Source organism: bacterium (assembly GCA_021159335.1).
Lineage (GTDB): Bacteria > UBP14 > UBA6098 > B30-G16 > B30-G16 > JAGGRZ01.
Genome location: JAGGRZ010000066.1, coordinates 1 through 1,750, shown reverse-complemented (window position 1 = coordinate 1,750; position 1,750 = coordinate 1). Strand labels below are relative to the sequence as shown.

2 protein-coding genes are annotated in these 1,750 nt (G+C 43.5%); both read left to right on the top strand.

The genetic code is table 11. The annotated features are described in order from the left end of the window. A partial coding sequence (locus J7J62_04100; protein ID MCD6124336.1) for a hypothetical protein occupies positions 1 to 663 on the top strand: 663 nt, incomplete at its 5' end. Between the two features lie 71 nt (positions 664 to 734). After that, positions 735 to 1,750: class II fructose-bisphosphate aldolase (locus tag J7J62_04095; GenBank protein MCD6124335.1), on the top strand; the 1,016-nt coding region annotated here is incomplete at its 3' end.

Genomic DNA, 1,750 nt, shown 5'->3' with positions numbered 1-1,750 from the left:
TATTTATATCTTTCCGCGATATACAGAAAAGATGGTGATACCAAAACTGCAATAAAGATTTTAAACGATGCGATATCAAATGCTGAAAGCGGTTACAGAGCTATGGAGAAACTATCGGATATTTATCAAAAACTTGGCAAAAAGAAAAAAGCTATCGAACTTTTGATGAACGCTCCTGAAGTGCCAGAATCAACTGCTTTAAGCATAGAGCGACCAGACGAAAGAACATTGGGCGAAATGATTCTGCTAATAAAACAAGCGCTAAACGAAATGACTTCAGGTGGGAAAGCAGCAGTTTTCAAGAGCAAATCGGGATACTATTTTTCAGTAAGGCGAGGTAATGCTAAAGTATACATAGAAATAGTTCCCGTCAAGAAAACCATTATGCTTTATATTCACTCTGCGTTGGTTCAAATACCTAAATCGAGTAAAAAACTATTTCTCATAGAAAACTTTCTGATGGACAAAAACAACATTCTAAAAACAGGACCAGCAAAATTCTACATCTGGGGCGACAAACTATGCGTTGGGGTAGCAAGACCTCTTAAGAACCTCGATAAGTATGAGATAAAGTATTTCATAAACGAGGTAAGTAAATTAGCAGATGCATACAATGACCTATTGGCTAAAAAATTCGGCTGTAAATTAATCCTGCATAAGTAGCTAAACCTTGCCACTTGACTTTGTGAGCCTTATTGCTTTTATTTCTTATGAAAACCAAAAATGGAGGGACCATGACCGAGAAACAACGGGAAAAGCTTTTGTCGATGCGACCAGAAAATATCCTCAAGGTTATAGGCGAGGATTCACCGCTTCTTATAATGAACTCAAAGGACATTTTCAACGCATTCCTCGACGAGAAAATAATAATAATGGCTTGCAACGCCAGAATTCCATTCGTCATACCGGGCATAATGCGTGCTGCGCAGGAACTCGATGCAATCGTAGCGTTCGAACTCGCAAAGTCTGAGGGCAACATCGACGGCGGATACACGGGACAAACCCCAAAACAATATGTTCAGGCTATAGTCAACTACGCATATGAGGTTGATTACAAGATGCCGTTTTTCATTCACGGTGACCACATAACGGTAAAAAAGAAGACCGAGGACGAGGTGCGCTCATCAGAGATTCTTATCGCCGAGCAATACAGGGCAGGATACACAAGCTTTGCTATTGACGCCTCGCATGTTGAGATGGAATACAATATAGCCGCCACTATAAGGCTCGCGGTGCCCATAATGGAATGGGGACTTGGTCTTGAAGTTGAGGTGGGTGAGATAGCGGGTGCTGCTGGAAAGCTTACAACTGTTGATGAGGCTACTACATTCCTTGAGGCGCTGAGGCTTGCCAAAATATACCCCAATCTTCTCGCTATAGCCAACGGTGCAAAACACGGGAATTACAAACCCGGCGAGGAAGTGCACATAGACCTCAAGCGGACAGGAGAGATATTTGATGCGATAAAGGGATGGGGTGTCGCGATAGCACAGCACGGTATAACGGGGACTCCGCTTCATCTTGTTGGTCAGTTCGCTGACTACGGCATAAGGAAGGGCAATGTGGGGACGACATGGCAGAACATAGCGCACAAGCACCTACCAGCTGACCTTTTCGAGGCTATGAAGAAATGGGCTGAGGAAAACGGCAAGGACATAAAACACGCAACCCGCCAGTTCAAAAAGGAGATAGACTCAATCCCTGAGGAGAACAAGAAAGCTATTGCGGACGAGGCGTATGTTGTGGCAAA